Genomic DNA, 25263 nt, shown 5'->3' with positions numbered 1-25263 from the left:
TCAAAAATCCCACAAATTTTGTCGCACTGCTAAATAGAAGACAACAATATGCCTGTCAATCGCTAACCATTCACGACAACATGGTTGAAAAAAAACATCTCACACCGATTCGCCTTGGTTCGCCCGGAGAAGATATCAGCAAAAAAGATTTGCTAGCGATTCTCCAGCGTTTCAAAAATTTACATTTGCTTCAGCAAAAACGCATTCAAAGTTTTTTACAACCGCGTCAACGAGTCTTTTTAGAATTACTTCCCTTGCTGTTTCATCAAAACGTACCGTTATTGCCCGGTTTTATTTCTTCTGAAACCCCAGCCGGTATTCTAGACTATTCACCGACACGCCAAGTTCTACTGCATGCCGCTCAATTTTCGAGAAGCTACCAATACAAAACGCGCGCCTTGGCGAATCATCCAATTCTAGGCTTGTTTTTGATGGGCAGCGTCGGCAGCATTGCCTTCACAAAAACCAGCGATATGGATATTTGGCTTTGCCACGACCCGGCCTTGCCCCCTTCGGCCCTTGAAGAACTTCAGCAGAAAGCAACCGCGATCGAGGAGTGGGCTATGTCTTTGGACCTTGAGGTTCATTTTTTCCTAATCGATCATGAAAAATTTAAAAGCGGCCAAGATATCCCTATTTCCGATGAAAGTAGCGGAAAGACCCAACACTATTTATTATTAGAGGAATTTTATCGTACTGCTGTCTATATTGCAGGCCGATCGCCGGCTTGGTGGCTCGTGCCTCCGCAAGAAGAGCATCATCATACCGGCTATATCAGTCATTTACTCGATAACAAATTCATCTCGGAACTGGAAGTCATCGATTTCGGCAGCCTGGAAAACGCTCCTCCCGAAGAATTCATCACCGTCACGCTCTGGCATATTTATAAAGCGATCGGGTCGCCGCATAAATCGCTGCTAAAACTGATGCTGATGGAATGTTACGCAAGCGAATATCCCAATACTCAATGGCTTTGTTCGGAAATGAAAAAAGCCGTTCACGGCGGAGAATTCTCGCTCGAAGATCTCGACCCCTATCTATTGATTTATCAAAAACTCGAGAATTACCTTAGCTCGCCCGCTAATCGCGCACGCCTGGAACTGATTAGACATAGCCTATACATTAAAATCATGGGCTTTGCCAATACCGAACAAGACCCACAAAAACAACTCTATCGCACCGAATTCATCAAGCATATTGCGCATCGGTGGCAGTGGCCGGAAACCTTGCTGCCTGAAATCAGCCGACAACAATCATGGAACATACTGAAAGCCACCCGTGAACATGACATTATTCTGCGTCATCTAGCAGGCTGTTATCGTATGATTTTAAATTTTGCCGGACAGCATGTTCAAAGTAACTTGAAAGACAATGAAGATCTGAAACTGATAGGCCGCAAACTGCATTCCTTTCTGGACAAAAAACCAGGCAAAATCGAGTTTATTACAACCCGCTCGGCACTCCAAATCAAAGAACAGGAATTATCGCTCGTAGAAACTAGCTTCGCCGATAATCAAAGCGGCTGGAGCCTATATCTTGGTCATGTTACTGCGGACAATCTTGCCGAACAAAGCCCGATAAAAAACACCTGGAGTTTAATTGAATTGCTGGCATGGATCATTGTAAACGGCCTATACCATAAAAAACTGAAACTTAACCTCGACAGTAAAACACTCTCACTCTCAACGAACGAACTCCAAACCACGACCGAACAATTGCATGACTTCATTAGCAGCAGACTCGATAAATTACACCTCGATTTGCCTAGCTATAAACAACCTAACCAATGTCAAAGCTCGCTATTGTTCATCAATATCGGAACGGAACCTGAGGGCGAACGCAATGACGGACGCCTAGTCATGAGCGAACGCTACGACCCTTTTAGTTATGGCAAGAGCCGTCAATCGTTTGTTCAATCGGTAAATCGGGTTTCCATTTCGAACTGGGGAGAAGTCACCGCAAGCCGCGCCCACGGACTGGACGGTTTATTCGACACCTTCACCGACATCTTCAACAATCATCGCCCTCCAATCGCAGAAAGCGATGTCAAAGTTATTTGTAATACTTCGGCACGCGCCAATAGCATTAGCCAACGAGCTCAAAGCGTATTCCAAACGTTAATCAGTTGGTTCGGCCAGTCAAGTCCTGACGAATCGCCCCGCTACATCCTGGCAGGAGCAAAAGATTATTATATTTTTCAGAGAAAAAACAGAACTCTACATTATCGAAGCATTGGAACTCGTCAAGAACTGTTAAACGAATTAAGCCAAGCCCAAGGGGTTTTCAGCCCGACGCATATCGACCCTTTTTGTCTGGAAGAAAGCGAGATACCCGAATTATTAAAATTGAATAAAGCAAACACGATTCAAGTATTTCATACTGCCACGAAAACAGGTATACAGCTTTATTTACTGGACGAAAAAGGCGCGCTGTTTCGCCAGCACTACCCTTCCGCAAAGATCGATGGTTTGTTGCGCCGTTATCAACATTTTCTAGATAATATTCTGAACCGATATTTCTTTGACGACAGCCTCTTAATCGAGCACTATAAAATCCGACACAATCCCAGTACCATCTTAAAATATACTCCGAGTGTTCCAAACAGAATAAACTTGACTCGCGAATTGGATATTCGCGTGTCAGGAGAACACTCGGCATCCTACACGCTTTATTGCAACGAAAAAGAGTTTTCGACACTAACTTACGGTAAGCGCGCCCTTTCAGCGGCGGCGGAATATATTCTGGAATTTAGGCAATCCAATCAGCGATATCCTATTCACATCAGCGATATCGACGTACCGCTCGCAAACTTAGGCCTTGAAAACGCATCGGAATTACAAACTATTCACTTATTGAAATATAAACAAAAAATCGAAAACCGTTTAAACAGCATTTCGGGTACATAACTATTTATTATCAATGATTTACAAATTATTAAAAACCGAGAAACCTTAGATGCAAAGATCATGACCAGAAATAACATCCCTAGGATTTATGCCTTTCGCACTTCAAATTCCGGCAGTGCCGGAGGAGGCCTCGGGGTGCTCGGTAAAGGCTTTGCCAGCATGGAGCTGGCATAGAGCCTACATGGACGTATTTACGGCGTCCTTTGACGGGCACCCCGAGGCCGAATTTTCATCTATGATGAATATAGTTATGAATAATTTCTCTTTTTTATGGAGGGCTCGGTAACTCGATTGGCAGGTGTCGTCGGCAAGGATTGTCGCCGTCAAGCCTACAGGGACGTATTCACCCAGCACCTAAATTCCATAGCTCATTGGCTATGGTTAACATTCTTGGATAATTTAGGTGCTGGGTTCACGGCGTCCAGCCAAGCGAACTACCGAACCCTCGACAAAGCGCGTATAACTCCAGGAAGTTATTTTTCGCGAAATCCTTAGCATCAACAATTTTTAATTCACACTTCACATGCACAACGAACAACGCAAACACCCAAGAATATCGGTCAAGGAATTAAAAGCCCATGTCAGCATCGACCGAGTCAGAGAGGCCCCGATTGAAATTGACGGCGACGTTATCGACATTAGCTATACCGGCATTAAAATTCGCCTGAACTCTCCATTACCCGAAGAAAGCGAAGGTATTGTCAAAATTGTCATCGTGCTCCCCGAATCAAAAATTCCGATAACGATACACGGCGAAATCAAGCATTACTGCCCACACTTCGAATACGGCCTGCACCATGGCAACTATTCGACTGAAGAAGCCTTAGACGAATTGATGTTCGAATGCGTCAAACACGCCCAAACGAACATCGCAATGCCGACAATATAACAGGGCAACGAATCCACAAAATGCTGTTGAACCTAAATTCGGCGGTTTAACCATAAAGCACATGAGGTTCTTTAATTAAGTATTAAAAAACATTGGTAACCATTCAGGAGAGAAAAGCTATTTTGCAAAAGCATGGCAAGCTATTGCATTAACTTATAATTCTTCATGATCTTCATGATCTTCATGGCGAAATGCTTTTTATAGGTTTATCGATCAAAGCGCTCTCGCTTTCAAAAAGGCCAACTCCGAAATCTCGGTCCAACGCGCAACTTGACTTCTGAAACCGACAACCGAATCGTACACTTTTTTGACCGCAGGATCCTTTCCGGCCATTTCAGCAATAAGCTCGTCCGAAATCTGCTTGAGTTTTTTCAACACATCTTCAGGCAAGGGCAATACCGATACATTGTGCTTGTTGATTAAAGTATCCAAGGCTTGATTATTACGTGCCGTGTATTCGCTTATCATATCCATATTTGCAGCCTTACACGCCGTCATTACAATTTGCTGCAAATCTTTCGGCAATGCGTCGAAGGATTTTCGGTTGATAACAGCCTCGATCGTCGAGCCCGGTTCATGCCAACCTGGGTAATAATAAAACTTGGCCACCTTATGCAGACCGAAAGCCAAATCGTTATAAGGTCCGACCCACTCAGTCGCATCGATGTTATGTGACTGCAAAGCCGTGAATATTTCTCCACCCGGCAAGTTAACCGTAGTACCGCCTGCGCGCCTCAAAACTTCGCCACCCAGACCTGGAATACGCATTTTCAATCCATCCAAATCGGCTACCGATTTAATTTCCCGATTGAACCATCCGGCCATTTGCACGCCCGAATTTCCGGACGGCACCGGAATCAGACCGAACGGCTTGTAAAGTTCTTGCCACAACTCCAAACCGCCGCCGTAATACAACCAAGCGTTCATTTCTTGAGCCGTAAAGCCGAAAGGCACCGCCGAAAAAAACTGCGCCGCCTCCGACTTACCCTTCCAATAATAAGATCCGGAATGGCCTATCTCTGCGGTTCCATTAGCAACCGCATCAAACACTTCAAAAGCAGGCACCAATTCCGAAGCCCCATAGACTTTGACGTTGATTCGCCCACCGCTCATCTCGGTGATCATTTGCGCCAATAAATTAGCTCCATGCCCTAAGCCTGGAAAATTTTTCGGCCAAGCCGTAACCAACTTCCATTTAAAAACCGTGTCGGCCTTACTAATTTTAGTACCCGTCAATGTTACAGTACTTGCCGCGACCGTACTTACGCTCGCTTTTTTTATAAATTCTCTACGCTTCATATGCTATGCATCTCCGTAATTTCCGAAAAAGTCGATGATTACCCGCAATCAAAAAATTAGCTTTGAATGCGACGTGAGTTTAACGAAGATTCATAAAACCTACCGAAACTTTCGACATTAGCAACAAGGGGGATTTGTGTTATCCTAAGGAAACAAAGCCCTTTATACATGGACGGAATATAGCTAATTTTGCTATACTTTCACGCCGTACGCTGATCGGAAACCGATTGGCGCCCACCGAAAAAATCAACCTCACATTACCGGAGAACTTATATGGCAATTAAAGTCGCAATCAACGGCTATGGTCGTATTGGACGAAATATCGTTCGTGCATTGTATGAATCTGGCCGCAACGGTGAAATCCAAGTTGTCGCAATTAACGACTTGGGCGATTCCGCTACCAATGCTCACCTCACTCAATACGATACCGCGCACGGAAAATTCCCCGGTGAAGTCGGTGTCGACGGCGATTACATGATCGTCAATGGCGACAGAATTCGTGTACTTTCCGAACGCGATCCATCCAAACTGCCTTGGGCCGAACTCGGGATCGACGTCGTCCATGAATGCACCGGTTTTTTTACCAGCAAAGCCAAAGCTTCCGCTCATATCACCGCAGGTGCGAAAAAAGTCATCATTTCGGCCCCCGGCGGTAACGACGTCGACGCCACAATCGTTTACGGCGTCAACCACGATACGTTAAAGGCTTCCGACACGATCATTTCCAATGCTTCGTGCACCACCAACTGTCTGGCGCCATTAGCAAAAGCCTTGAACGATAGCATCGGCATCAAACACGGCTTGATGACCACAATTCATGCCTACACCAACGACCAAGTATTAACCGATGTTTATCACAGCGATTTACGCCGCGCTCGTTCCGCAACACAATCGATGATACCAACCAAAACAGGTGCTGCCGCAGCTGTCGGCTTGGTTCTGCCTGAATTGGCCGGAAAACTGGACGGTTTCGCCATGCGCGTACCGACCATTAACGTTTCGGTCGTCGACTTATGCTTTACGGCCGGAAAAGACACCAGCGTGGATGAAATCAACAGCATCCTGAAATCCGCTTCGGAAAAATCGAACGGCATCTTGGCTTATAACGACAAGCCACTGGTTTCTATCGACTTCAATCACAATCCTGCATCATCCATCTACGAATCGTCATTAACCAAAGTCACCGAAGGCAACTTCGTTAAAGTTTTGGCTTGGTACGACAACGAATGGGGCTTCTCGAATCGTATGCTGGATACCACTGTTGCCTTGTGCAACGCAAAATAAAGGGCACTAATGTTACGAAGAACCAAAATACTGGCCACTTTGGGCCCCGCAACGGATAAACCCGGGGTCCTGGAAAACTTGTTCAAAGCCGGCATCGACGTGGTTCGCATGAATTTCTCGCACGGCTCGGCGCAAGACCATATTGACCGAGCCAACAAAGTTCGCGAATTAAGCCGCAAAACCGGACGCCGTGTCGGCATCTTAGGCGACCTGCAAGGCCCTAAAATACGCATAGCGCGTTTCAAAGAAACGAAAGTATGGCTCGATGAAGGCCAGAATTTCGCCCTGGACATCAACTTAGGACCGAACGACGGCGATAATACCCAAGTCGGCATCACTTACGAACCGCTGGCTCGCGAAGTGCGCAACGGCAGTCGTTTACTGTTGGACGATGGACGAGTGGTATTAGACGTAGTCGATACCGACGGCAAACGCGTCAATTGCAAAGTAGTCGTCGGCGGCGACCTGTCCAACAACAAAGGCATCAATTTGATGGGTGGCGGGCTTTCCGCCGCTGCTTTGACCGAAAAAGACAAGGAAGACATCAAAACGATTGCGAAAATCGATTGCGATTATGTTGCGGTATCTTTTCCTAGATGCGCAGCGGACTTGAACGAAGCACGCGAATTGCTGCTGGCGGAAGGTTGCCATGCCGGCATCGTCGCTAAGGTCGAGCGCGCCGAAGCGATGGACGCAATGGATGAAATTATCCTGGCATCCGATGCGGTAATGGTCGCTCGTGGCGACTTAGGCGTCGAAATCGGCGACGCTAACCTTCCGGCCGCACAAAAACGACTCATCAGCCGCGCACGCGAACTGAATCGTATTGCGATCACTGCGACGCAAATGATGGAATCGATGATCGAAAACCCGATTCCGACTCGCGCCGAAGTTTTCGACGTTGCGAATGCGGTCGTCGACGGCACCGATGCTATCATGCTATCAGCTGAAACCGCTTCCGGTAAATATCCGGTCAAAGCGGTCGAAGCGATGGTAAGGGTTTGCGAAGAAACCGAAAAACAACCGAGCGTTCGAGTTTCGAAGCATCGTATGGATACGCAATTCCAGCGTATCGATGAAGCAATCGCGATGTCGGCGATGTATATGGCGAATCATACGACAATTGATGGCATAGCGGCATTGACCGAATCCGGATCGACACCGTTATGGATGTCCAGAATCAGTTCGGGAATTCCTATTTTCGCATTTAGCAGTCAGGAAAAAACTTTAGGCAAGGTAACGCTTTATCGAGGCGTATTTCCGTTCTATTTCGACAAACACTTGAAAGAACCGGATCATGCCGAAGTGAACCGTGAAATCGTCAAACAGCTAAGAAAACGCCATCAAGCGCAAAATGGGGATAAATTCATTATCACCAAAGGCGATCTGACCGGCGTACAGGGCGGAACCAACGCATTGAAAGTGATTACCGTAGGGGAAGGCTTAACGCCGTAATGACTCACTGTTATTCTTGAACAATGCATCAAGGGCGGATACACTCCGCCCTTTTTTATTTCCGGCGCCCGCTTGCAATACTACTCCCTTTATACTCAAAAAATGGTTAACTTTATGAAGGTATGGGGTGTGGCTAGCGAGGATGTCGGCAGCAGGGAACGCTGCCGTCAAGCCCCCATGGACGGGTTCATCCAGCCCCTAAATTCCAAATGTTTTAGTTGCTGGATCGAATTTCGATAATTTAGGGGCTGGAGTCCTCGATAGACATATCCCATGCCTTTTTATTCTTAGACGGTTTTTCAATCAAAAGGGAGTAGGCGAGATCAACCTTGGCTATAAAGCACCTGGGTTGGGCCACCTACCTGGGAACACAAAATCGCTAAAATAATTTTATTTTCTTCCTTTCGGAATCAAACCTAATAGTTTGGCTACGTGTCTTTCGGTAATGAATGCCAAGAAAAACAGCTGTATAAAATTATCGGCTTCGATTAGATCGAGACCGATCTTTTTAGGAACCAATTCCTTTCGAGTCCCAAACAATTGATCCCATATCGATAACACGATGCCGTAATTACTGTCATGTTCACTGCGTAGTGCTGAATGATGAGTTCTATGTAAGGCCGGCGTAATAATAACTTTCGACAATAAATCTTCTTTATCGAAGGACAGATTCGAATGATGGAAGAAAATAAAAGACAGCTCGATCAATTCGATCGCGAGTATAACGTAAGCATCCACACCGAAAACAATGACGAACAGGCATTTCATGACGATTTCAATAAACAAATCGAATACATGAAAGCGAAAACCGGTCGTTACATTAAAGGTTTTATCACTATGGTGTATTTTATGGAAACGCCATAAAAATTCGTATTTGTGGCTTGCATAGTGCCAAGCATAAATCGCAAGATCAAAGAGCAAAAACGACAGCACCCATTTAATCGGACCGTTAGACAATCCGCTCAATACGCCATAATTCGAAAACTGTTGAGCCACAAAAAAAAGCGAGGACGCTCTTAACGTGGTTAAAATAATATTATTGAATAAAAAAGCCGTAGTATTCGTCAGCACCGAATTTTTCGCGACTTTCCGATCGAACCGCTGGTAAGGTTTCAATCCTTCCATGAAAATTAATAACACAAAGGCTACTAGCGCCAATGATAAAAAGATTTCATTGAGAGGCAAATCTTGCTCGGTAACCGGTAAAGAACTATCCGCAACGTTCATGACGCACCTTTATAATAAAACACATACAACACCCCATACCGAAAGTCTTGCTGGATAAGCCTCTAGACGATTGCCCAAATAAATCTTAATTAATCAAAATATTACAGACTTTCTAGCTGTTTTCTCAAATTATTGATAGTTTCCTCGTCAACGATTTGCCGTGTAATATCGTATTGCACGCCGAGAAAATAAATCAGCTTGCCGCTCCTGTCGAATAATGGAATTATTTTAAATTTGTTATAGAATAAATCTCCATTTTTTTTATAATTTCGCAGTACTACCTCAACCGGCTTTTGTTCATTAATGGCCTCCTTAATCCTCTTTATTTCTTCTTGGTTTCGGTCATCGCCCTGCAAGAATCGACAATTGCGTCCGATCACTTCTTCCTGCGAATAACCGGTAACCGCTACAAAAGCTTTATTGGCATAAACAATCGGCATGTCCTCAAGATCGGGGTCGGCTAGCGTAATGCCATTAATACATTCATCCAGAATCAGCGATAGAATTTGCGGAATCAATCCCGGATCTTTTTCAGCGATAAAAGCCATGGTTATACTCCTAGATAAATTTTACAATTGGAACATTAAGTGTGGGATGACGCCATTGTTCAATAACCTTCATCAAACCGGTTCCGATCCACCGTAATGCCCACACAGCAGTGTTAGGATGTTTTCCAGCGAATTTTGCAAGCCTTCCTCAATGGCAACGCGAATCAACTTTTCAAACGGCCTCATGAAGAAATCGACATGCAACAACTCAAAGCTAATTTCTAATCGGGTGGAATCACTTTCTTCATTTTTCTTGAAGGTATAAACTTCACGAAACTCTTGGTTTACCGATTCCAGCGCAAATTTTTGCAAAGGCATAAATTCGGTGATCTCGAAGGTCGACTCTACTTTTTGCCCTTGCTCTATCCTAACTTGCTTGGCTCTCGAACCGACTCCGATGGGTTGTTCCTGCAGCACCTCAAATTCGATAACTTCCAAGGCCCATTTTGGATAATTATCAAAAAAATGAAAGCCGACATAATCGAACACGTCAGCAACGGTTTTTTCGAGACCTATATCAGCTTTGCCGATCAACGGCTTTGATAAGTCAAACGCAAACATGCGGCCTCCTTGTCGATCGTGGTAAGTTGAAGCTTTTTTTATCCGGCACCGAAATATCCATAGATATTTTCGGATAAATGTCGGCACACGTCATGTCAACCTCATTGCTCATTAGCTTCCCCATATCGCATAGCTGTTTGTTTTTTGAAAGAATCGATCACGTTTGAGTATTCAACGCTTAACAGTTCCTCGCTTAGACTGCTGACTAAGGTAATCGGAGCGCCTTAAGTCGAAAGAATTATTCAATCTTTCGATCTCATGTTGCGCATGTATTTGTTCGGTAATGTCGTATTGAACACCCAGAAAATAAATCAACCGACCTTCGTTATCGAATAAGGGGGTAACAGAAAGACGATTGTAAAAAAGATCGCCGTTTTTTTTATAGTTTTTTAGCTTGACCTCAACTGCTCGTTGATTCCTGATCGCCTCACGCAAGATTTCAATCTCCGGTTGATCATGATCTTTTCCTTGCAAGAACCGGCAGTTTTTTCCAATAATGTCATCACAACTGTAACCGGTGATTTTTTCGAAAACTTCGTTCGCGAAGACGATCGGGTTATCTTCCAAATCGGGATCGGACAAGGTAATACCATTAACACACCCGTCCAAAATTTGAGTAAGAATGAGAGGAATAACCCCCGGATCTTTTTCTATTTGAAATTTCATGTTCGATATCCCCACCGCCTGACTCAAAAAATATCCGGATTCCTTAGCAATATACCTTTCGTACTTCAAATTTCGGCAGCGCCTGAGGAGGCGCCTGGGTGTCCGATAAAGGCTTTGCCAGCATGGAGCTGGCATAGAGCCTACAAGGACGTATTCACGGCGTCCTTTAGCGGACATCCAGGCGCCGAATTTTGATCTACGATGGGTATAAACTAACCCTGTCATTCCGCCATGGATGGCAGGCCTTTGAATCCCATCGAGCCTGAATGCCAGCATTACTCATTCTTTGACGGCTTAACTTAATGGTAGTGACGCTCTGCGCTCATCGTTATTCATAAACTTTAGAGAGCCCATAGCGTACCCTACACCCCTAAGACTCTATTAACGTTTTGAGATTTCGAACCGTTCGGATCGCGCCCTCTCTCACAGCAATACGAATCAGCTTTTCAAACGGTAGCATGAAAAGCTCGAGCCTCAATAACTCAAAAGTAAATGTGACCTCGGTCTGCTCCGGCGTTCGCCCGGGCTTAAAATCATAAAAACAACGATAGGGATTCGAAACACCTTCAAAAGTCAATTTAGTAAGCGGATCATAGCAAGTTACCTTAAAAGTCGACTCGCTTCTTTGACCTTGATCGATTCGCACTTGCCTGGCAAGACTATTCAAACGTAAGGGCGGATCACTCAGTAATTCGCATTCGATGACCTCAGGCGACCACCGAGGATAATTTTTAAAAAAATCGACCCCGATAAAATTAAACACATCATCCACCGGCTTATTGATGATTGTGCTAGCCGTTCCCGAAGCGGAATGATCCGAAGTAAATCCAAACATTTACAGGCTCACCATTTGGTTAACAATAGAAGCGAAAGTCCTTGTCATTGGCTCATTTATTCCATTCATTTCGATTATAACGAATTGTCAAATAGAATATCAGCACAATTAGCATTGGCAATCATACTCCTTGCAATATTGAAGATGTGGTTGGAAATAGCTTCCGGAAATATACTGAGCATACGCGCCACATGCATAATTACGCAAACCATTTGTAACTCCGCGTAATTGCCTAGTAAACCCAGTCGTTGTGTGCCAATGGCATACGATTCAACAAGTCCCGACGCTCACGCCAGTCAGGAAGAAGCTTTTCCATATGGGCCTTAAACCGTTCATTATGTGTACGTTCAAGCAAATGCACCAACTCATGCACTAGGATATATTCCAAACACTCGGGCGGCTTCTTCGCCAACTCTAAGTTCAGCCAAATACGCTTTGCTTGCGTGTTACAGCTGCCCCACTTGGTTTTCATCCTCTTAACGCCCCAATCGGCAGCGGCTACGCCTATTTTGCTTTGCCAAACAGTCAATAAGTCAGCGATTCGTTTCTTTAACGCATCTCGGTAAAACGAGTTCAATACCAAAGCCCTGTTTTCAGCCGTCGCAGACGTACTGACATACAGGTGCAACCAACCACGTCCCAACTTGATTTCATGTTTACCGGACCGCTCTACGACATTGAGCCGATAGCGTTTTCCCCATAAGTAGTGACATTCGCCACTCACCATTTCCCTGTCAGACTGGCGGGGTTGTTTGGCAAAGCCACTTTGCTGTTTTTTGATCCAGGGAATGCGACTGATCACCGCCATACGAATAGCCGTATCCGTCATGGATACTGGCGCAGACACCCGCACGCGGCCATCAGGCGGCAACACGCTGATATGCAGATTTTTAATTGCCTTGCGATTCAACTGCATCGTAATCGAACCGATTTCAATCATTGCCATCACTGATACTCTTTCTGCGCCTTGGCCAGTTCCATTACGCCTTGAATATCCACGTTATAACCAGCCGTTTCTTCCCTGATAGCATTGGCAATTTCACGCTCTTTAAAACGATCACCCGCCCAATCAGCCTTTTTGGTGTAACGAATCGCAGTATCAATTTTCGTTGCCAATACTTCATCATTGCCAAAGTTATCGTAGAAAGCTCGCTTGGCATTGGTGTCTATGGAAGGCGGATAATTCGAAGTCGTTTGATCCGGGCGAATGACCTTGCGAGACAGCTCGCAAATTCGTTCCAGATATTCCTGATATTCAATGGCCTTTTGTCTGCGTAACTCAATCAATTCATCTAATAAAACAGACATCTGTTCGTAATATTTCGGATTAACAGGATTTTCATCCACGATGGTTTTACGCACATTGTTTTCGATGGTTTCAGACATGGCTTCTCGGTTCTTGCGGATACTCTCCGGCAAAGCATCCAAAGCATCGGCGCCTTTTTCGACAATCAGCTCGATGAGCCCGAGTTCTTCAAAGTCCATCAAGGTTTCGCTATCATCAGCCCGAATATACATATCTAACAGGTGGCGCATCGCGGGTTCAAAGCGTTTCATCTCCACTAAATCACCGCTGGCCAGTTTTACCTCGTCGCGAACCTTTTCAAAGTGGACGACTTCCGACCGGATTGCCTCAACGTCTTGTGCAGAATATCCGGCATCGGCCATTTCGTTGGCGATATTGGCAAAGGCTCGCAGCAGCTTGGCCACGTTCTGGTACATAGTTAAACGAAGCGCCTCCTTATCAGTCAATTCATCCTGATTCGATCCTGACTCGCCACAAAAATAGTGAATGTAATCCTCGGTATTCCGCGGGGCTTTTACCGGCTCACATAAAGCGCGTACCATTTCCAGCGCATTATCCAAATCGAGTTTGGCTTGCTCTAAACGATCTTTTAATAGCCCGGCGACATCTTCCTTGTCGTAGCCGTCAAATGCGCCCTCCGTATAATCCGATACCGCTTTATCCAATGAGCGGAACAGGTCTTTGTAATCGATGATATAACCGTATTCTTTGTCATCACCATCCAAACGGTTTACCCGACAGATCGCCTGAAACAGGTTGTGATCGGCCATTTGCTTGTCGATATACAAATACGTTGCCGAAGGCGCATCAAAGCCGGTTAAGAGCTTATCGACCACAATCAGCAAGCGCATTTGCCCTGGCTCATTCACGAAGCGTTTTATGACTTCCTTTTCAAACTCCCCCACGCGCCTGGCTGCCAGCTCTTCAGGTTGCTCGAAATAATCCGCCAACATCTTGCGGTAGGTGTCGTATTTGAACAGCTTTTCCGTTAAGCCTTCACCGGTTTCTTCACCCTTAATGCCGGCAGCGGTAGGTTGGAAACTGGTAACAATGGCAATCTTGCCTGCCAAATCGGTTTGGCTGAACATCTCATAGGCCTTACAAACTTGATACACACTGGAGCACACCAACATGGCATTGCCGCGCCCGTCCATCAGGCGCGGCTTGGTATCCATGTCCAGCAGGATATCATTCACAATCTGCTGCAAGCGCGATTTGCTGGACAGCACCTTTTGCATGGTGCCCCATTTCTGCTTGAGCTGTGTTTTGGCTAATCGAGATAAGCCACGGGTTTTCGCCTCAAACCACTCATCCACCTTTTTCTGTGAGGTGATGTTCTGGTCGATGTCTCGCGCTTCGTAGCGCAAATCCAGTACCACGCCATCGGCCACGGCTTCGTCGAATTTATAGGTATGAATGTAAGGCCCAAACACCTCTACGGATTTTTTCTTGTCCTTTTTCATCAGCGGCGTACCGGTAAAGCCAACAAACATGGCCTGCGGCAGAATCGATTTCATCGCTTCGTGTAACTTGCCCGATTGGGTGCGATGACACTCATCCACAAACACAAATAGGTCGCCTTTGGCATTGAAATCGGATGGCAGAGACTGCTTTAACTCTGCAATAAACTCATCGGTCGCGGCATCATTTTCCGAGTCAGACTGTCGCCCAAACTTGTGTACCAAAGAACACACCAACCAAGGGTTGGGTTGATTGAGTGTCGCCACCAAGTCGGCACCGCTTTTGGTGCGATAAATATCTTCCTCAACACCGGTGAAAACTTTTTCAATCTGCTCGTCGAGCTCAGTGCGGTCGGTCACGATCAGCACGCGGGCATCTTTTACGTTTTCGCGTATCCACTTGGCTAACCACACCATGGTCAAACTTTTGCCCGAACCTTGAGTGTGCCAAATAATCCCGCCCTCACGTCGAGCAATATGGCGCTTGGCCGCCTCAATGCCAAAGAACTGATTGTGACGGCAGGTTTTCTTTACGCCAGCGTCAAATACAATGAAGTCGTGGATAATTTGCAAAAAGCGCTGCTTGCTACAAACGCGGCTCAGATGAAACTCCAGCTTATGATCGTATGGATTGGCGACGTCTTCTTTCCACTCCAGATAATGCTTTTCCGGCGTTTCAATCGCGCCGTAGCGAAGGCCTTGAGTATCGTTGCCTGCCATCACTAATTGCATGGTGGTAAAGAAATTGCGGATAAAGTCTTTCTTCTGGTTATCAAGGTTTTGGCGGATACCTTCAGAAACCGAAACCGATGAGCGTTTCATCTCTATTACGCCTAAAGCAATACCATTCACATACAACACGATGTCCGGGCGTTTTTTGTTCTCGCCTTTAATGGAGACTTCTTCGGCAATGGCAAAATCATTGGCTTCAGGATTGCTCCAATCAATCAGCCATACCGTTTCATTCTGATGGCCTGCGCCTTCTTTATCTTTTACGCCATAACGCAGCAAGCGATAGACCTCTTTGTTGGCGTAGTAGAGTTTTTTACCTTCGCCCAGCGCTGCCGCCGTATCCAACTGGCGAATGGCGCGATTAATCAAGGCTTCGCTCACACCGCGACTTTTTAGCCAATCGACAAGGATATCGACCTCAATATTTTTATTATTGGCGCGATCCTGCCAACCACCTAAATAGCGATAGCCCAAGTCAGTTTGAAAAAACTGAACAATACGGTTTTGGTTAATGCGTTCGCGCTGGCCGACGTTACTCATACCTTATCCTTAGTTATCGATATAGAACTGTTTTTAAATAGTCTTCTGTTGATTCAAACTCTGGTTCTTTGCCTGTTAGTGCTTTCGTCAACGGTACAATTTTTGTTCTTACACCCATGCCGCGATAATCGACGTAACCATAATCACGTAAAACTTCCATAACTATGGTATTTCTCGGCGAGCGCTGACCAGCCTTCATTTTTTCCACAGTCATCGAGTTTGGTAAAGCGCCGGGGCTAATAACCTCCAGCCGGTCGGAATAACTGGCTACTTCAATCTCAACAAAGCGTGTCCAGTCGCGGTGGGCAAGTGCATTAATCAAAGACTCACGAACGGCTTCGAGAGGGTAAAACCATGTTGTCTCTCGTCTCAAATCCTGATTTATCCGGGCGGCTTCCTGAGAAATAAAGGGCTTCATGGCCGACATGAAACGCTCAATAATGCCTCCATCCAGTAAGGTTTTGCTTGCGCCATGGCTATCCCAACGACCGACCATTGGTCCGTCTATTAGATCGTCCAGTAATGCTTGATATTCTTTATCTTTGCCTCGAAAAGCAAACGCACGTAACCCGGCCTGTTTAAGGTGGCGGCGTGGCGTTTTGCCAAATAGCACCAATCCAGCGATGGTACAGCAGGTATTTTCACCGGCCTCGGTGATAAAACCCAGCCCAAGCAAGCGTTGCCGCCATGCATCGGGCGTTTTCGGAATATCGGGGTCATTAAGAATATCACGTAAATAATTCAGTAAACGTGCGTCGTCCAGACTGTTTATATCGGTTCGAGGTACTGGCATCAATTCGGTATGCAACATGCCGCCCAGTTCAAACAGGCGCATCTGCTGTTCTCGGGTGGCCTGCCGCGAAGTCGAGCCGATGCGGATGTAGATTTCTTCTTTGCCTGCATGGCGAACCACATAAGGTTTAGAAATACCCATAGGAAAACTGATGACAGCAACCCGTTTGCCATTATCCAGCTTCACTTCTTCGTAAAAAGGCAGGATCATTGGGTGAATTTTATTTTGAAAAACATTCATCACCCATTCTTCAAGATCTTCCCTTTGCACCCCGTTAATCGTGCCGTCATCGTCCACGCCAAGCAGAACCCGACCACCTTGAAAGTTGGCCATGGCAACCACTTCTTTAGCAAGCTGTTCAGGGCGAATATCATCACGCTTAAACTCAACTCCTGAGTTTTCACCATTGGCAATAATTTCCAGTAATTCTGTTTTTAACATAGCCTACACCTTGTTCATAAACTTAAATGCGGACCTAAATACGCCACATATATCCGCTTTTTCTCGGCATCGGCATAAAAATGCATACGATATCCATCAGATAGCTTTACATGATTCTCACAGTAGACCTGCCGTCCATCATCTAACCAGAACATGCGCTCTTTCTTCTTTTTGGGATCGTTGTTAACACTGTCAGATTCACCACTTACTTCAGCGGCTAATCCCAAGTATCTTAAGTACTCATGGCGGTACTCAACATACTCATCTGAAAGCCATTTATCACAAAATGACTCCAACACGTTTAGCGCATCACGAGCCTTAATTAGAATATCTTGCCGAGCAGACCAACTTTGCAGGACCGTTCCGATTTGATTAGGAAGTAATGTGAGATGAGGAAATAAATGCATTCTTTGCAGCCAAATATCTTTCGCTGTATCCAATAAAGCGTTACGACGCTGCTTTAGCTCCTCGCCATGTGCTTCCAGACTCGCAGTATTACTGAGGTTTAAAACGGTTTCATCCCTTTGCTCTGGTGTTGTGTCAAGATCGAAAACCCACACTTTTATATGACTATCGACCCAGGTAGCTAATGCCGTAAAACTGGCAAGAAAGGTCTCAAAATAGAATGCGGCCAACAACACAGGTTTACCAGAAGACTCTCCAGGCAACCCAACCTCGACCCTATCACCAACGCTTTCAATATCCACGGTTTCAAAGAGCGGCTGTTTCGTTTCAAGGGATTTAAGAAACCGACACCAGTCAGTAAGCTCCACAGACTTACTTGTCGAGGCATACCAATTGCGTACAAAGTATCCATTGGCCAGTTCCAGCCCCATCAGTGACTTGTCTTGATCCTCATCGACGAGCAAGATTTTAAAACCGGCCTTTCGGCAGACTCTAAGTACGTTAAAGAAAGCCAATATTCCTTTATCTGCATCCTCTTTACAGCTAAAGGGTAAAGAGTGATGGTTCAGCACAATTCCATTGCTCATAACAACTGATCCAGCTCCTTATCCCATTGGTCGAAGAAGCCCTCTGGCCAACAGTCTATGCGCCCTTCATCATCAATATTTGGATACATCACTTCGGAAGCATGAACTGAATTGTGGACATCACGCTGCAAGAAGAAGACCTTCACATCACTGGCAGCAACCACCTTCTGCTTCACTGCAACGCGTATACCGTTGAGAAAATGGTCCGAGTGGGATTCAACAATAAGCTGTACACCGTTTTTTGCGGCAATGGCACATAACCTGCCCATAAGCGATTGGCCTGCGGGGTGCAGGTGCGATTCCGGATTCTCAATGACCAACAGGTCGCCTTGTGATGCGCCCAATATGCTAGTCACAACCGGCAGTACATAGCTCAAACCAAAACCAACGTTTTGAGGCTTAAATTCTTCGGTAGTCTCCTTGCCCTGATTGAATGAATAACTAAGACTTGCCGAGTTGAACTGCGGCTGGGCAATAGCCTTAATCTTCAAGCCGGGTGTAATATCCGACATCCATGCTTCAATATTAGCTAATAAGGTATTTGAAACCGACTTAGGATGTTGCAAGGCTCCAATGTCTAGCTCTTTTGATCCATTAACTGCAATATAGTGGACGGTATACTCGCCATGATGACCGAGAGACTTCAAGTCCCGAATATGAAATTCTGATAGTTGGTGATGGCTTTGCGGGCCTAATCTATCCGCGCTTAAGTACTGAAAGTTGGAATTAAATAAGCTCAACGATTCTGAATCGTCATCGATGCCTGATTTTCGTAGCGGTAAAAGATCCGAATCGTGCTGATAGTCAAACTCAAATAGTGCTGGATGTTCTTTCTCATCCCATTTAACGGTGAAGATAATCTTTTCTTGCTCGCTAAAGCTGGAAAGCGCGTCTTTGCCAGTGCCGATATTGACGTAATCGCCATTCAGCAGCAGACCCTTGCTTTTAAGGGTATTGCGCTCGTGTGATTGACGCAGTAACAGCAAGCTCTGTACTAGCGTCGATTTACCCATGCCATTCAGGCCCGAAAACAAATTTAATGAATCAAGAGGAAAACTAGCATTCAGCAGGGTTTTAAAGTTTTTTATATTGATAAACTCAATCATTTAACACCTCAGATATCAGGTTACTGACCTTTTTATAGCGTGTTTCTACATGATCCTTTTTCTGCGTAGAATAAGTGATTGACTTATAATAATCTGCATCCTCTAGCAACAGTCTGGTATTCATGTCGTTCAGCTGGTTTCTGTTAGAAAGCAAAGATTGGAATTTTTCATCGGATAATTTTGCCAACTCGACCATCCAAACCTCAAAAAGAGCTGAATTTTTTGAACGTTTATTTTTGCTTCCGTCGGGGTCTTTCTCAAAAGCTATGTCACCGAAAATTTTATAACAGCGTTCTAGCCCAAGTAAAAACATGCTTTTAATTTCTTCTTTATGATCGATTCCGCCTTTTCTGAGGTCTTCCATGGCCTTGTCCAAAAAAGAAGCCATCTCCTTCTTATTGTGCTTATCAAGATAATCAAAATTAAAAAACGCCCAAAACCTCAACACTAACTCTTGATCGCGCATTCTTTTTGAGAGATTACCAAGCATCGTTGTCATGAGCGTGTTAGAAGCTAATTCTTCTAGAAAACGACGGTCTTCTGGTTTGGCAAGTGCGTTTCTAACCTCCTGATTATTTAGCGTTAGCCCGCCGGTATTAATCCGCCGAAAAACGGAGTATTTAACTTTCTCTGGCGTACCGGGCTTTATCATGTACACGGTGACCGGGCATTCCTTAATTCGGCGTTGGTAAGTGCGATGTAACTCGTCATAGGTTTTACCATTTAAGTCGATGAGAAACTCTAAACCACTCAGGCGTAATTTCTTATCAATAACGAACTTACGGATAGATGATAGCCGCTGGAGCCCATCCACAATCAACCAATTGTCATCTTCAGACGCATCAAAATAGAACGCAGGCAGCGGAAATCTGATTAATATAGACTCTATCAATCGGCTCATCTTACGGTTATCCCACAAGTCAGCATGACGCTGAAAATCCGTATTCATGTCAATTTCATCATGTTGAATACGTTCTATCAGCGCGTCGAGGGACTTAGGTTCAACCACTATATCTATCTCAGATGGATTGAACGGCTCCATAACTGGGTCCAGGAATTCTGATTCCTCGTCAGCACCAGGAGAATCCAACTCCTCATCAAGTTCGGTTTCCTGAGGATCAATCATGCATTTTCTCCTTTTAATAATCGTGTTTTACCCGTCAGCAGTTCCTGCATCATGCCTTGTTTGATTTGGCGGGTTTTGTTCAGGCGTTGTTGCAGTGCCTGAATTTCTTCGTCCATATCGGACAGGATGGTGGCGATGGCGGTTTGTTCTTCTACACCGCCAATCTGAACTTTTAGTTGCCTGACATCTCCACTGTTGATCGCAGGATAATTTGATCCCGAAATCAACATCTCTATTTGATTATTGATTACGGAAGAAAATAGGTGTTGATACAAATATCCTGGGTACAATTTTTCCTCAAAAAATCTGACCACGCTAAATCCTGTCGAGCAAACTAAGTCATGATCCTCATGTTGGACAAAATAGTGAGACATCAGATTTGGCCTCACAGTTGAAACCAAAACATCCCCTTTCTTTAGAATTCGTCTAGCCCTAGATGGCGCATCTCTGAAAATAGTCTTTATTGTTCCTAAGAGAACACCTCTTTCTACTTGTTCTAGTGACACATAATTAAATTCGTAATCAGGTGCAGTTGTAGACCCTAGATTTTCAGGGTCTACTTGGCCTAGTTCGGCGATACTAACAACCTTCCAATCCTCCGGTATCTCCCCCAACTCACTTTGCTTAGTGCCTTTGCGAAGGCCGTCCTGGCCTTCGCCCTTTGGGCCGCCGGTTTCGGCGTCCAAATTCGTTCCAGACGAATTTGTTGTCGAGCCATCCTCGCGCAGGGCGAATTGCGGCAGACGGGTGCGGCCGGTGAGGAGTTGTTGCATGGTGGCGGTTTTGATGGCCTGTTTTTTGGCGATCAGTTTTTCTAGTCCTTGGATTAAGGCATCGACATCGGATAGGGCATTGGCGACGGCGTTTTGTTCTTTGAGATCCCGAGGAATTTTTAGCTTGACGCTGGTTAGGTCTGACTTTTTAATATGAACAAATGATGTCTTAAATCCGTGCGCTTCTCTCTCAATCAGTTGTTGAGCTTGCCTCAAAGCCAGTAATGAGAAATTCTGGGTGATGATTTGGTTGTTTGGAGCCACCTTGAATATATGCTGATTCAAGACTCCCACAGGCCCTTTCCATACTCTTGCACCAAATGAAGTGCCCAATGTTCCAGACCACGCAAATAGTAAATCTCCTGGCTTTATGATATGTCGGCCATCAATTTGTCCATCAAAAAAATTAAATTGTGCTTCAAAATCATTAAGATTTTGTATACGTATGATAGGTGTACCATAGGATTTCCAATCAGATGGCTTAAAGGCACACCCATTGATTAGATTCATCACTTCACCAAGACAATGTATTTCCCAATCTTCTGGTATCACCCCCACTTCCGTTTGCTTATAGCCAATCGGAATTGCATTCGAAGCTGCTTCCACCAGATACTTTGAATTCACTTCTGCAACTTGGTCACTCATCGTTTAACCTCTTCTGTTGCAGTTGCGCCATCGCTCGTTCGCGTTCACGTTCCAGCTCCCGTTTCAGCTCTTCTTCTGTCGGCAAATAGGGCAAATATTTGGCGGCAAACAGTTGTTTCTGATCCGCCAGTACCGAGTATTTCACTACGGCTTCGCTTTTCTCACTGCATAGCACCAAGCCGATGGTGGGGTTATCGTCGTCGCCTTTGCGCTGTTCGTCATACTGGCGCACATAAGTAGTCGCTCCTTGGCATCCCTGCCACCGCGACATACCATACATCCTGTATATATCCATCTGGCCAATATCCTGATGCTTGAGCTTGCCCAATTTTAAGTCCACCAACAAAAAACACTTCAGCTTAAAGTTGTAAAACACCAGATCAATGTAGAAGTCTTCATCGTCAAAGCGGATGCGCTGCTGGCGTTCGACAAAGGCAAAGCCCTTGCCCAGTTCCAGCAGGAATTGTTGCAGGTTGCTGATAATGGCCTGTTCCAGTTCGCTTTCTTGGTAGGTTTTGTCTTGCAGGTTGAGGAAATCGAGAATATAAGGATCACGCAGATAGTCTTGTGCTGTTTCGGCCAGTGGCTGGGTGTTAGCCTTGGCTTCTTGCTCGACCTGTGCTCTGTCTTTGCTGGCCAGCAGGCGCTCGTAATAAAGCACGCTAACTTGGCGCTCTAGTGCGCGAGCACTCCAACTTTGGCTGATCGCTTCTTGCAGATACCAATCCCTTGCGGCTGGATTGTCGATACGCATTAAGGCTCGGTAGTGTGTCCAGCTTAATTCACTACGCACTGCGTCGTGAATTGGAAAAGCTAGATAAAACTGGCGCATATTACGCAGGTTGCCAACGTCAAAGCCTTTGCCCAAACGTGCTGTCAATTGCTGTGAAAGCTGTTGTAACTGCTGTTTGCCATAGGCCGCACGGCTTTCACCCTGCTGCTCTTCTTCTACAATCAGGCGGCCAATCTCCCAATAACTTTGTACCATGGCAATGTTTACCGCTTGACGAACTTGGCTGCGGGCTTGCTCAATCTGGCGGGCAATGGCATCCACCAGATGGTTTAATCCGGTGAAGTTTAATTCACTCATACCGACCACTCCAAGCCCATGGCTTTTAGGTGCCCTGCTACTTTGTCGCTAAACTGCTCTACCGATTGGCTAATAGCCGGTAACGGCTCGCTATAGCGCTCTTCCAATTCTTTCACTCGATTGGCCAGTTGCTGCGTCACTCGTTCGATTTCGGCAACAATGTTGCTTTCCAGTGTCGCCAGCCATTTATCTTCAACAATCAGGGCTTTGATCTCGTCGATGCTCAGTTTGGGATACTGCTTAAATACCGCCAGGTCGAGGGCGTCTTGCGCCTCTTTCAGGGCTTTTTTGGACTCCGCTTCGGCATCGAACAATTTCTTGGCCTGTTTAAGGGCGGCCTTTTCTTCCGGATCTGCTGCCAGCTTCAAGCGTTCGGTAACCGTGGCCTTGGTGACTTTGTCTTTATCGTTCAGCGCTTCACTCAGCAGACCATCTTCGCCGCTGTTTTCTTCCAAGTAGGTTTCCAGTTCTTGGCCGGCGCTATCGAGTGCGCCTTGCATGGCATCCACTTGTTGCTGTTCGCTGAAGAAGAAACGGGCGATGATCAAGGCCGGTGCAATCAATTCAGCTTTGTATTTGGTTTTGTTAATCACCAAATCCGGCGTTTCTTTGAGTTTTTCGCCCTTTTTAACCCCCAATTCGCGCAGCACCTTACCTGCGGGCCAGCTATCCTGAACCAGTACATAGACATCGTCTTGCATGGTATCCGCCCAGTAATCCATCAAAATCTGGTAAATGTCGTATTTGCTGAGCAGTGAGTTGCGGGAATAGCTTTCCAACAAGTCTTCACTAATGCGGTGAATGATCTGTTTTGGCTGTTCACCTGGTTCTATGGCTTTTAAGTTGGCGCGCTCAGACCAATCGGTAAAGGGCACAAGGCTCGCTGCGGCAAAGCTTTTAAATTCCTGGTGATTGAGAATGGTGCTTTTCACCTCGCTGGCTTTGACCAGCGCTTGGCAATAACCTTCGCGCACGGGTTCGAACAGGCTGGCGCGAATACTGGGGAAGACTTGCCAATAACGTTCCAAAGCATCGATATCGGCATTGGGAATACCGCCCTGCAAATGGGCACTTAAGTCATGCAGGTCTTCCGGCTCGCTGGAATCAATGTAACGCGGAATATTCAGGTTGTAATCATTCGCGGCGATTTCGCTTATGGGCACCATGCGGGCGTAGCGTGGCAGTTCCTGTTGTTTGGTGAAAACATCAACGATTTTGTGAATATCCTGGCTGCGCAGACGGTTTTTGTTGCCGTCTTTGATAAAGCCTTTGCTGGCATCGACCATAAAAATGCCTTTCCTTGCTTGCGCGTGCTCTTTGTCGATCACGATAATGCAAGCAGGGATGCCGGTGCCGTAAAACAGGTTGGCCGGCAAACCAATGATGCCTTTGATGTAGCCTTGTTTAATCAGGTTTTCACGAATGCGCGCTTCGGCATTACCACGGAACAGGACACCATGGGGCAGAATGACCGCGCCTTTGCCGGTGCTTTTCAGGCTTTTGATAATGTGCAGCAGAAAAGTGTAGTCGCCGTTTTTTTCCGGCGGAATGCCCCAGGTAAAACGGTCGAATTCATCTTCTTGCGGGTTGATGCCGCTGGTCCAGTTTTTATTGGAGAACGGCGGGTTGGCGACAGCGAAGTCAAAGGTTTTAAGCCGGCCGTTAGCGTCTTTCCACTGCGGGTCGGAGAGGGTATTGCCTTTCCAGATTTTAGCGGTAGCGGTGTTGTGCAGAATCATGTTCATCCGTGCCAAAGCGCTAGTGGCGTTGTCCATCTCCTGGCCGAAAATACTCAAACCACGCGGCGCTTCATCACTGGCTTTTAACAATAGCGAGCCTGAGCCACAGGTAGGGTCATACACGGAGGCATCTTGCGGGGTATTGCTATCAATACCAATGACTTTAGAGAGAATGCGCGAGACTTCCGACGGCGTATAAAACTGCCCTTTGGATTTGCCCGATTCGGTGGCGAAGTGGCGCATCAGGTATTCGTAGGCATCGCCAAGTAAGTCGTCACCATCAGCGCGGTTATCAGCCAGGTTTAAGCCTTCAAAAATACCGACCAATTTACCTAGTCGGTCAACCATTTCTTTGCCTTTGCCGAGCTTGTCTTCATCGTTAAAGTCGGCCACGTCGATGACGCCTTTGAGGTCGTTCTCTTCAGCAAGCGCACTGATAACCTTATTGATTTTATCGCCGATTTCTTTGTCGCCTTTTAGCGCAACCATATCGTCGAAGCTGGCACCTTGCGGCACCACAATCATGCCGTAAGGGTCGCCTTTGTACTTGTCGGAGACGTACTTCATAAACAGCAGGGTCAGCACATAGTCTTTGTACTGGCTGGCATCCATACCGCCGCGCAGTTCGTCGCAGCTAGCCCAAAGGGAGGAGTAGAGTTCGGTTTTTTTAATGGCCATGGCTATTCTTTACTGTGCCGGGCGCTTGCTCGGTACGTTTATATATACTTCGGCAGTCTTGTTTGAACGCAGGCGCGGTTATGGAAACGCTGCCATTTACCAAACCCGCGATTTGTTGGAATGGCTCTCATGATGTTCCATGATGGGTTTCGCTCTACCCATCTTAGGTTAA

20 protein-coding genes are annotated in these 25263 nt (G+C 45.9%); 5 read left to right on the top strand and 15 right to left on the bottom strand.

The window, feature by feature from the left end; genetic code table 11:
- The first annotated feature begins 80 nt into the window (after positions 1-80).
- Together ACINK7_RS05130 and ACINK7_RS05125 are read left to right on the top strand one after the other, a co-directional pair.
- Positions 81-2906 carry a class I adenylate cyclase gene (locus ACINK7_RS05130; RefSeq protein ID WP_404360225.1) on the top strand — a complete coding sequence of 942 codons (2826 nt, stop codon included), beginning with the start codon at positions 81-83 and terminating at the stop codon, positions 2904-2906.
- A gap of 523 nt (positions 2907-3429) precedes the next feature.
- Positions 3430-3795 carry a PilZ domain-containing protein gene (locus ACINK7_RS05125; protein ID WP_404360224.1) on the top strand — a complete coding sequence of 122 codons (366 nt, stop codon included), beginning with the start codon at positions 3430-3432 and terminating at the stop codon, positions 3793-3795.
- A 213-nt stretch (positions 3796-4008) separates the two neighbouring features.
- On the opposite strand, the gene ACINK7_RS05120 is transcribed toward ACINK7_RS05125, so the two are convergent.
- A complete protein-coding gene (locus ACINK7_RS05120; RefSeq protein WP_404360223.1) occupies positions 4009-5094 on the bottom strand; it encodes a TRAP transporter substrate-binding protein in 1086 nt (361 codons plus the stop codon).
- A 273-nt stretch (positions 5095-5367) separates the two neighbouring features.
- Between ACINK7_RS05120 and gap the strand changes: the two genes are divergently transcribed.
- Positions 5368-6378 carry a type I glyceraldehyde-3-phosphate dehydrogenase gene (gene gap / locus ACINK7_RS05115; RefSeq protein WP_404360222.1) on the top strand — a complete coding sequence of 337 codons (1011 nt, stop codon included), beginning with the start codon at positions 5368-5370 and terminating at the stop codon, positions 6376-6378.
- 9 nt (positions 6379-6387) lie between these two features.
- Positions 6388-7833, top strand: a complete 1446-nt coding sequence (pyk, locus tag ACINK7_RS05110; RefSeq protein ID WP_404360221.1) for a pyruvate kinase — start codon at positions 6388-6390, stop codon at positions 7831-7833.
- 390 nt (positions 7834-8223) lie between these two features.
- Here pyk and ACINK7_RS05105 read toward each other — a convergent pair whose 3' ends face one another.
- From ACINK7_RS05105 to ACINK7_RS05040, 14 genes are all read right to left on the bottom strand, one after another.
- Complete coding sequence (locus ACINK7_RS05105) at positions 8224-9060, bottom strand: sterol desaturase family protein (RefSeq protein WP_404360220.1); 837 nt, start codon at positions 9058-9060, stop codon at positions 8224-8226.
- Between the two features lie 101 nt (positions 9061-9161).
- Entirely contained in the window at positions 9162-9608 is a 447-nt protein-coding gene (locus tag ACINK7_RS05100) for a PAS domain-containing protein (RefSeq protein WP_404360219.1), read from the bottom strand.
- A gap of 72 nt (positions 9609-9680) precedes the next feature.
- Positions 9681-10169, bottom strand: coding sequence for a hypothetical protein (locus tag ACINK7_RS05095; RefSeq protein WP_404360218.1), 489 nt, complete (start codon positions 10167-10169; stop codon positions 9681-9683).
- A gap of 171 nt (positions 10170-10340) precedes the next feature.
- Entirely contained in the window at positions 10341-10835 is a 495-nt protein-coding gene (locus ACINK7_RS05090; protein ID WP_404360217.1) for a PAS domain-containing protein, read from the bottom strand.
- 370 nt (positions 10836-11205) lie between these two features.
- A complete protein-coding gene (locus tag ACINK7_RS05085; protein ID WP_404360216.1) occupies positions 11206-11670 on the bottom strand; it encodes an SRPBCC family protein in 465 nt (154 codons plus the stop codon).
- Between the two features lie 232 nt (positions 11671-11902).
- Entirely contained in the window at positions 11903-12616 is a 714-nt protein-coding gene (locus tag ACINK7_RS05080) for a M48 family metallopeptidase (protein WP_404360214.1), read from the bottom strand.
- Positions 12616-15708, bottom strand: coding sequence for a type I restriction endonuclease subunit R (locus ACINK7_RS05075; RefSeq protein WP_404360213.1), 3093 nt, complete (start codon positions 15706-15708; stop codon positions 12616-12618). Before ACINK7_RS05075 ends, ACINK7_RS05080 begins: the two co-directional genes overlap by 1 nt.
- A gap of 13 nt (positions 15709-15721) precedes the next feature.
- A complete protein-coding gene (locus ACINK7_RS05070) occupies positions 15722-16942 on the bottom strand; it encodes an RNA-binding domain-containing protein (protein WP_404360212.1) in 1221 nt (406 codons plus the stop codon).
- A gap of 14 nt (positions 16943-16956) precedes the next feature.
- Positions 16957-17934, bottom strand: coding sequence for a hypothetical protein (locus tag ACINK7_RS05065; protein WP_404360211.1), 978 nt, complete (start codon positions 17932-17934; stop codon positions 16957-16959).
- Entirely contained in the window at positions 17931-19040 is a 1110-nt protein-coding gene (locus ACINK7_RS05060; protein WP_404360210.1) for a DUF3696 domain-containing protein, read from the bottom strand. Before ACINK7_RS05060 ends, ACINK7_RS05065 begins: the two co-directional genes overlap by 4 nt.
- Positions 19033-20166: a DUF262 domain-containing protein gene (locus ACINK7_RS05055; RefSeq protein WP_404360209.1), complete on the bottom strand. Its 1134-nt coding sequence runs from the start codon at positions 20164-20166 to the stop codon at positions 19033-19035. Before ACINK7_RS05055 ends, ACINK7_RS05060 begins: the two co-directional genes overlap by 8 nt.
- Positions 20163-21584, bottom strand: a complete 1422-nt coding sequence (locus ACINK7_RS05050) for a restriction endonuclease subunit S (protein ID WP_404360208.1) — start codon at positions 21582-21584, stop codon at positions 20163-20165. The genes ACINK7_RS05055 and ACINK7_RS05050 overlap by 4 nt, the downstream gene beginning before the upstream one ends.
- The gene (locus tag ACINK7_RS05045) at positions 21577-22674 is read right to left on the bottom strand and encodes a YhcG family protein (protein WP_404360207.1); all 1098 of its coding nucleotides are present in this window, start codon (positions 22672-22674) and stop codon (positions 21577-21579) included. Before ACINK7_RS05045 ends, ACINK7_RS05050 begins: the two co-directional genes overlap by 8 nt.
- A complete protein-coding gene (locus ACINK7_RS05040; protein ID WP_404360205.1) occupies positions 22671-25091 on the bottom strand; it encodes a type I restriction-modification system subunit M in 2421 nt (806 codons plus the stop codon). Before ACINK7_RS05040 ends, ACINK7_RS05045 begins: the two co-directional genes overlap by 4 nt.
- On the opposite strand from ACINK7_RS05040, the gene ACINK7_RS05035 reads away from it, so the two are divergent.
- Positions 25090-25224: a hypothetical protein gene (locus ACINK7_RS05035; protein ID WP_404360204.1), complete on the top strand. Its 135-nt coding sequence runs from the start codon at positions 25090-25092 to the stop codon at positions 25222-25224. The two genes, ACINK7_RS05040 and ACINK7_RS05035, sit on opposite strands and share 2 nt — an antisense overlap.
- Positions 25225-25263 lie beyond the last annotated feature (39 nt).

Source organism: Methylotuvimicrobium sp. KM1 (assembly GCF_044788715.1).
GTDB lineage: Bacteria > Pseudomonadota > Gammaproteobacteria > Methylococcales > Methylomonadaceae > Methylotuvimicrobium.
Note: the sequence above shows the minus strand (reverse complement) of the source record. Positions and strands in the feature narration are given on the sequence as shown.

Excerpts from the sequence above, each read along its gene's own strand:
- ACINK7_RS05130 (WP_404360225.1), top strand. The coding sequence starts at position 81 with ATGGTTGAAAAAAAACATCTCACACCGATTCGCCTTGGTTCGCCCGGA.
- ACINK7_RS05125 (WP_404360224.1), top strand. The coding sequence starts at position 3,430 with ATGCACAACGAACAACGCAAACACCCAAGAATATCGGTCAAGGAATTA.
- ACINK7_RS05120 (WP_404360223.1), bottom strand. The coding sequence starts at position 5,094 with ATGAAGCGTAGAGAATTTATAAAAAAAGCGAGCGTAAGTACGGTCGCG.
- gap (WP_404360222.1), top strand. The coding sequence starts at position 5,368 with ATGGCAATTAAAGTCGCAATCAACGGCTATGGTCGTATTGGACGAAAT.
- pyk (WP_404360221.1), top strand. The coding sequence starts at position 6,388 with ATGTTACGAAGAACCAAAATACTGGCCACTTTGGGCCCCGCAACGGAT.
- ACINK7_RS05105 (WP_404360220.1), bottom strand. The coding sequence starts at position 9,060 with ATGAACGTTGCGGATAGTTCTTTACCGGTTACCGAGCAAGATTTGCCT.
- ACINK7_RS05100 (WP_404360219.1), bottom strand. The coding sequence starts at position 9,608 with ATGGCTTTTATCGCTGAAAAAGATCCGGGATTGATTCCGCAAATTCTA.
- ACINK7_RS05095 (WP_404360218.1), bottom strand. The coding sequence starts at position 10,169 with ATGTTTGCGTTTGACTTATCAAAGCCGTTGATCGGCAAAGCTGATATA.
- ACINK7_RS05090 (WP_404360217.1), bottom strand. The coding sequence starts at position 10,835 with ATGAAATTTCAAATAGAAAAAGATCCGGGGGTTATTCCTCTCATTCTT.
- ACINK7_RS05085 (WP_404360216.1), bottom strand. The coding sequence starts at position 11,670 with ATGTTTGGATTTACTTCGGATCATTCCGCTTCGGGAACGGCTAGCACA.
- ACINK7_RS05080 (WP_404360214.1), bottom strand. The coding sequence starts at position 12,616 with ATGGCAATGATTGAAATCGGTTCGATTACGATGCAGTTGAATCGCAAG.
- ACINK7_RS05075 (WP_404360213.1), bottom strand. The coding sequence starts at position 15,708 with ATGAGTAACGTCGGCCAGCGCGAACGCATTAACCAAAACCGTATTGTT.
- ACINK7_RS05070 (WP_404360212.1), bottom strand. The coding sequence starts at position 16,942 with ATGTTAAAAACAGAATTACTGGAAATTATTGCCAATGGTGAAAACTCA.
- ACINK7_RS05065 (WP_404360211.1), bottom strand. The coding sequence starts at position 17,934 with ATGAGCAATGGAATTGTGCTGAACCATCACTCTTTACCCTTTAGCTGT.
- ACINK7_RS05060 (WP_404360210.1), bottom strand. The coding sequence starts at position 19,040 with ATGATTGAGTTTATCAATATAAAAAACTTTAAAACCCTGCTGAATGCT.
- ACINK7_RS05055 (WP_404360209.1), bottom strand. The coding sequence starts at position 20,166 with ATGATTGATCCTCAGGAAACCGAACTTGATGAGGAGTTGGATTCTCCT.
- ACINK7_RS05050 (WP_404360208.1), bottom strand. The coding sequence starts at position 21,584 with ATGAGTGACCAAGTTGCAGAAGTGAATTCAAAGTATCTGGTGGAAGCA.
- ACINK7_RS05045 (WP_404360207.1), bottom strand. The coding sequence starts at position 22,674 with ATGAGTGAATTAAACTTCACCGGATTAAACCATCTGGTGGATGCCATT.
- ACINK7_RS05035 (WP_404360204.1), top strand. The coding sequence starts at position 25,090 with ATGGCTATTCTTTACTGTGCCGGGCGCTTGCTCGGTACGTTTATATAT.
- ACINK7_RS05040 (WP_404360205.1), bottom strand. The coding sequence starts at position 25,091 with ATGGCCATTAAAAAAACCGAACTCTACTCCTCCCTTTGGGCTAGCTGC.